The sequence below is a fragment of the Pantoea sp. CTOTU49201 genome, from assembly GCF_032054795.1.
GTDB classification, from domain to species: domain Bacteria; phylum Pseudomonadota; class Gammaproteobacteria; order Enterobacterales; family Enterobacteriaceae; genus Pantoea; species Pantoea symbiotica.
Genome location: NZ_DAMBSA010000279.1, coordinates 1 through 6,507 on the forward strand (window position 1 = coordinate 1; position 6,507 = coordinate 6,507).

The 6,507-nt window shown below is 51.7% G+C and carries 5 protein-coding genes; 1 reads left to right on the plus strand and 4 read right to left on the minus strand.

What is annotated here, in order from left to right; all coding sequences use genetic code 11:
- Window positions 1-114: 114 nt before the first annotated feature.
- The 4 genes from RTY00_RS17480 to yeaG all read right to left on the minus strand — a co-directional run bounded on the left by RTY00_RS17480 (window position 115) and on the right by yeaG (window position 5,685).
- Window positions 115-348 (minus strand): DUF1480 family protein, encoded by a 234-nt coding sequence (locus RTY00_RS17480; protein WP_008110367.1) that lies wholly within the window; start codon window positions 346-348, stop codon window positions 115-117.
- A 78-nt stretch (window positions 349-426) separates the two neighbouring features.
- Window positions 427-2,154: a potassium/proton antiporter gene (locus RTY00_RS17485; protein WP_008110366.1), complete on the minus strand. Its 1,728-nt coding sequence runs from the start codon at window positions 2,152-2,154 to the stop codon at window positions 427-429.
- 230 nt (window positions 2,155-2,384) lie between these two features.
- Window positions 2,385-3,659: a YeaH/YhbH family protein gene (locus RTY00_RS17490; RefSeq protein WP_312665282.1), complete on the minus strand. Its 1,275-nt coding sequence runs from the start codon at window positions 3,657-3,659 to the stop codon at window positions 2,385-2,387.
- A 91-nt stretch (window positions 3,660-3,750) separates the two neighbouring features.
- On the minus strand, window positions 3,751-5,685 hold the full coding sequence (yeaG, locus tag RTY00_RS17495) for a protein kinase YeaG (RefSeq protein WP_008110364.1): 1,935 nt from the start codon (window positions 5,683-5,685) through the stop codon (window positions 3,751-3,753).
- 408 nt (window positions 5,686-6,093) lie between these two features.
- Here yeaG and RTY00_RS17500 point away from each other — a divergent pair.
- On the plus strand, window positions 6,094-6,507 hold a 414-nt coding region (locus RTY00_RS17500; protein ID WP_312665283.1), incomplete at its 3' end, for a MipA/OmpV family protein.

Consider the following 6,507-nt stretch of genomic DNA (forward strand, 5'->3'; position numbering starts at 1 on the left):
TGGCTATCTACTTGAAAAGTATCGTTAAAAGTTAATTAATCGCGGATATAACGCTTCATTTTAAGACAACTTTTCGGAATGACCGCCATTTTCATCAATGGCGGCGCCAGCCAGTCAGGCAGGTTTTTTCAGTACCCAAAGATCCTGCTGCTTGTCGTAGTGTCCGATTTGTAGATCGACAGCCTCTTCATCAATCCATGCCGGTACACTGGTATCCACATCCCAGCCGTCGAGTTGGTCACTCAGGCCGGGATTGGTATGGCAGGGAATACTCACAGTATCGCCATTGTCAGTATTGAACTCTGCGTCAACAATCTCATAACGACCAATCTTAACCACGTGTCCCATTACATTCTCCCGTATTAACTGGGTTGAATAGTGAGCATAGTCGTTCATACGCAGTTTACGAGCGATAATGGCCTCGGATTATTCCTTGTCTTCCATTACACGCACGCCGATTTTCACGATTTGGTTGTCTTCTTTTTCTGCCACCGTCCAGGTTAACTGGTTCCATTCCACCTGATCGCCAACCACCGGCGTACTGCCCAGCAAACTCATCACCAACTGTCCTAACGACTGCTGATCGTTGGTTTGTTCATCCAACTCCAGCCCGTAAATTTGCGCCACATCTTTCAAACGTGCCTCGGCATCGAGGATAAAGTCGCCGAAGAAGCGTTGATCCAGCGATACTGGCGGCGATTGGCTGAACATTTTACCCAATGCGGGGAGATCGCGTTCCCGGCCAATCACACACAGCACATCGCCTTCCTTCAGACGCGTGTTGCCATTGGGGTGCATCAACACGTTGTCACGGAACAGGGCGGCGATGCGGGTTTCGCGTGGCATCTGCAAATCACGCAGCGCCGCGCCAACGCACCACTTATCTGCGCCCAACTGGTAGATGAATTGCTCCCACGGATTTTCTGGATGGATATCCAGCCCAACCCGGCTAATCGGCGAGGCGGTTGGCGGCACCACCACTTTGGCGCGTTTGGCGGCATAGCCCAGCGACGTACCTTGCAGCATCAGCGATACCAGCACCACAAAGAAGGCGATGTTGAAGTAGAGCTTGGCGTTTTCCAGTCCGGCCATCATCGGGAACACGGCGAGGATGATCGGCACCGCGCCTCGCAAGCCCACCCAGCTGATAAAGATACGTTCGCGTCCAGTAAAGCCCTTGAAAGGCAACAGGCCAACCAGAATCGACAGCGGGCGCGCCACCAGAATCAACCACAGCGACAGAATCATCGCCGGCACCGCGATGTGCCACAAATCCGACGGTGTCACCAGCAAACCCAGCACAATAAACATGCCGATTTGGCTCAGCCATGCCATGCCGTCGAAGGTTTGCAAAATACCGTGGCGGTTGCGAATCGGGCTATTGCCCAGCAGGAAGCCGCACAGATACACCGCCAGAATGCCGCTCCCTTCCATTACCGTGGTCAGCGCAAACACGATGATGCCGCCACTTACCGCCAGCAGCGGATATAAGCCCTGCGCGAGATTGATGCGGTTTATTAACTGCTGCAGCGCCCAGCCGCCGCCAAGGCCTAATACGATGCCAAGACCAAATTGCTGCACCAGATGCACCACGAACATCCAGCTCAGGCCGGACTGACCTTGCTGGATCATATCGATCAGCGTGATGGTGAGAAACACCGCCATCGGGTCATTGCTACCAGATTCTATCTCCAGCGTGGAGCTGACACGTTCGTTGAGGCCTTTATCACCCAGCAGTGAAAATACAGCGGCGGCATCGGTGGAACCGATAATCGCGCCAATCAGGAAGCCCTGCATCAGGTCGAGCTTAAACAACCAGGCAGCGGCAACGCCGGTTAAACCTGCGGTGATCATTACGCCAACGGTCGCCAGCGATAGCGCCGGGCCGAGCGCCACTTTTAGCGAGGTCGCTTTGGTGCGCATACCGCCATCAAGCAAGATGATGGCTAACGCCAGGTTTGAGACCAGATAGGCAACCGGATAGTTATCAAACGCGATGCCACCAATGCCATCAATGCCGGCCAACATGCCGAGCGCGAGGAAGATCACCAGAATCGGAATGCCAAGGCGCGAGGAAAAGGAACTGAGTAAAATACTTGCTGCTACCAGCACGGACCCAATAATAAACACACTGTAAATCATGCTGGTATTCAACGGCGTTCTCCTGCGGCGGGGCAAAAAAGACAAACTGCGGGGGATTCACACAGACAAGGTGGAAAGATAATGCCTTATCAATAGCTTGTCAGCGCTTAATTGCACATTTTTTCATTCTGTGGGGCCGCATCCAATATACAGCTAAATTTGTATGAAAAAACAACAAGAAAAGGCGGGAAGTGAGCGGGGCTGCTGCAAAGAAAAAGCCGGTCAGTGACCGGCTTGTAGACTCAGGCTTCTGCAGCCTGCTTGTGGAAAAGTTCTCTAAATACCGGATAGATGTCTTCTGGCTCGCGAATATGTTGGATTGCGAAGTTATCAAACATCGCCTGCAGATGCTCATACTCGCGCCACAGGGTTTGGTGGGCGCGGCGCGTGATTTCGATGTAACTGTAATAACGCACAACCGGCAGAATATGTTTGGCTAAGATCTCGTGGCAGAGCGGTGAATCATCGGCCCAGTTATCACCATCCGACGCTTGCGCCGCATAGATGTTCCACTGTGACGGGTCATAACGCTCTTTAACCACTTCATCCATCAACTTCAATGCACTGGAGACAATCGTGCCGCCGGTTTCCTGCGAGTAGAAGAACTCCTGTTCGTCGACCTCCTTCGCCTGAGTGTGATGGCGAATGTAAACCACGTCGACGTTCTTATAAGTACGACTCAGGAACAGATACAGCAGAATATAGAAACGCTTCGCCATATCTTTGGTGGCTTGATCCATCGAACCTGATACGTCCATCAGGCAGAACATCACGGCCTGGCTGGAGGGTTCTGGCCGCTTCTCGAAGTTTTTGTAGCGTAGGTCGAAAGTATCGATAAACGGCACGCGATCGATGCGCGCGCGCAACTCAGCAATCTCTTTCCGTAAACGCTCCTCTTCCAGTAACTGCGCTGGTTCGCTGTTTTCCACTTCGGTTAGCGTGGCTTCCAGCTCGTTTAACATCCGGCGTTTACCCGCCGTCATTGCGGTACGACGCGCCAATGAGTTTTGTAGCGAACGCACCACGCTGATGTTTGCCGGCGTACCATTTGAGGTGTAGCCCGCGCGATGGGTTTTGTACTCGTTTAACTGACGATGCTGATTCTTACGCAGGTTCGGCAACGCCAAATCTTCGAACAGCAAATCGAGATATTCATCTTTAGAGATTTGGAAGACGAACTCATCCTGGCCTTCACCGTCCTGACTGGCATTGCCCTGGCCGCTACCACCGCCGCCGCCACCTTGCGGACGTTCAATGCGATCGTTTTGCACGAAATGGTCGTTCCCAGGATGAACACGATGGCGACTGCCGCCACGGCCCTGATGGAAACTCGGCTCATTGATATCGTCAATTGGAATCGAGACCGATTCGCCGCTTTCGACATCGGTCACCGAACGCTTATTGATGGCCTCGGAGATCGATTGCTTGATTTGCGACTTATAACGGCGCAGAAAGCGCTGCCGATTGACGGCGCTTTTATTCTTACCGTTGAGACGCCGATCGATAAAATAGGCCATAAAAATCCCCCAAACTGCATTGCAAGCTTAGGCCGGGAAAACCCGGCCTCCTGTTACAGCACCGAAGCACCGCGACGCTTACAGATAACGATTATGAAGATTTACGCACGCGCAGATACCACTCGCACAGCAGGCGAACTTGCTTGCGGGTATAGCCTTTTTCCATCATGCGATCGACAAAATCATCGTGTTTTTTCTGCTCGTCCGTTGAGGTTTTGGTATTGAACGAAATCACTGGCAGCAACTCTTCGGTGTTCGAGAACATTTTCTTCTCGATGACCGTGCGCAGTTTTTCGTAGCTGGTCCAGTTCGGATTGCGCCCACTATTCTGCGCACGGGCACGCAGCACAAAGTTGACAATCTCGTTACGGAAATCTTTCGGGTTACTGATCCCGGCAGGTTTCTCGATCTTTTCCAGTTCGGCGTTCAGTGATTCGCGGTCAAACAGCTGTCCGGTGTCAGGATCGCGGTACTCTTGATCCTGGATCCAGAAATCAGCGTAGGTGACGTAGCGATCGAAGATATTCTGACCGTATTCAGAGTAGGACTCCAGATAGGCGGTCTGAATTTCTTTACCAATAAACTCGGCGTATTTCGGAATCAGGTAGCCTTTCAGGTGCTCCAGATACTTCTCGGCTTGATCCTGCGGGAACTGCTCGCGCTCAATTTGCTGCTCCAGTACGTAGAACAGGTGCACCGGGTTGGCCGCCACTTCGGCATGGTCGAAGTTGAACACGCGTGACAGGATTTTAAACGCGAAGCGAGTAGAAAGGCCGTTCATGCCCTCATCAACACCTGCGTAATCGTGATACTCCTGCCAGGATTTGGCTTTTGGATCGGTATCTTTCAGGCTCTCGCCATCATAAACGCGCATTTTTGAGTAGATGCTGGAGTTTTCCGGCTCTTTCAAGCGCGACAGAATGGAGAAGCGGGCCAGCGTTTCCAGCGTACCCGGTGCGCATGGCGCAGTGGTCAACTCACTGTGATCCAACAGTTTGTTATAGATTTTGATCTCTTCGGAAACGCGTAAGCAGTAAGGCACTTTGACGATGTAAACACGGTCAAGGAACGCCTCATTGTTTTTGTTGTTACGGAAGGTCACCCATTCTGATTCGTTGGAGTGCGCCAGAATGATGCCGTTGAACGGCAGGGCAGAGATCCCTTCGGTACCGTTGTAGTTACCTTCCTGCGTGGCGGTCAGCAGCGGATGCAGCACTTTAATCGGTGCTTTAAACATCTCGACGAATTCCATCACGCCCTGGTTCGCGCGGCACAGCGCACCTGAATAGCCGTAAGCATCAGGATCGTTTTGCGCGTGATTTTCCAGTTTGCGGATATCGACTTTACCGACCAACGCAGAGATATCCTGGTTGTTCTCATCACCCGGTTCAGTTTTGGCAATCGCCACTTGTTCCAGAATCGACGGCCACACTTTTACCACTTTGAAACGGGTAATATCGCCGCCAAACTCATGCAGACGTTTTGCTGCCCAAGGCGACATGATGGTTCCGAGATAACGCCGCGGCACGCCATACTCTTTTTCGAGAATATTGGCATCTTCCTGCGGGTTAAACAGGCAGAGTGGATGATCGTTTACCGGGCTGCGTTCGCCGTCGGCGCTCAACACATAAATCGGCACACGCTGCATCAGCGCTTTCAGGCGCTCCGCCAGCGAGGATTTACCGCCGCCCACCGGGCCCAGTAAGTAAAGGATCTGTTTCTTCTCTTCCAAACCCTGCGCGGCGTGTTTCAGATAGGAGACGATTTGCTCAATCGCTTCCTCCATACCGTAAAACTCTTCGAAGGCTGGGTAGCGTCCCATGACGCGGTTGGAGAAGATGCGGGAAAGGCGTGGCTCTTGCGCAGTGTCAACCATCACCGGCTCACCGATGGCCATTAATAGTCGCTCTGCAGCGTTGGCGTATGCACTGCGATCCTGTTTACAGATGGCGAGGAATTCCTGCAATGAGAACTCTTCGTCCTTGGCAGCTTCATAACGCTGACGATAGTGATCGAATATATTCATAGCGATGCCCGTCCTTTCGTTTTTAGCACAGGTAAAGGAGCGTAATAAAAGTTTGTAGCAGCTCCCGGAAGATATTCTTTATTGAGTACAGCAACCCTTATGCCAACCTGACGTTTTTTAATCGGGGTACACAATTCTTATGGTTACTCTGCTCGTACAAAAAAGTCTCGTCTTACATTTAACTGTAGAAGGCATTCAGAAAACCTGCAGCCACTTTTCTCCTTATTCAGCGATATATCAATAACAAAGTCTCATAAGCACTGAGGCAATCAACCTAAGCAGCGAGAGCGTTGCAGCTACTCAGATTATTTCCCTGTGCTGGTTAGAGAGCCTCATTAAACGTTAACCGATAGCAAAAATTTGGTTAGACTCTGCGTGTGATTGTTATATTAATGGACTGATTAAATTGTGAACCAATTCAAACTTAAAGCGCTTGCTCTGGCTGTTCCTTGTTATTTTGCGGCGTTCGGCACTCATGCAGAACCCTTATCTCTTGGCGCTTCGGTCATTTACGCGCAGTCACCTTATCGGGGCGGACAAGACCGCTATCTGCCGATTCCGGTGATTAATTATGAAGGTGAAAACTTCTGGTTCCGCAGCCTGCAAGGCGGCTATTACCTGTGGAAAGACCCGCAGAATCAGCTGTCGCTGACCGTGCTGGGATCGCCGCAGGAGTACGACCCGAAAGACAACGATTTGGGTGATATGAAAGCGCTGGATAAGCGCCGTATGACGCTGATGGCTGGCGCCAACTATCGTCATGTGGCGGATTGGGGCATCGTGCGCACCACTTTGCTGGGTGATGTGCTCAATAACAGCAAC

What these genes read in the sequence shown, in the direction of transcription:
- yeaG (WP_008110364.1), bottom strand. Translation starts at nt 5,685, where the DNA reads ATGAATATATTCGATCACTATCGTCAGCGTTATGAAGCTGCCAAGGAC.
- RTY00_RS17490 (WP_312665282.1), bottom strand. Translation starts at nt 3,659, where the DNA reads ATGGCCTATTTTATCGATCGGCGTCTCAACGGTAAGAATAAAAGCGCC.
- RTY00_RS17480 (WP_008110367.1), bottom strand. Translation starts at nt 348, where the DNA reads ATGGGACACGTGGTTAAGATTGGTCGTTATGAGATTGTTGACGCAGAG.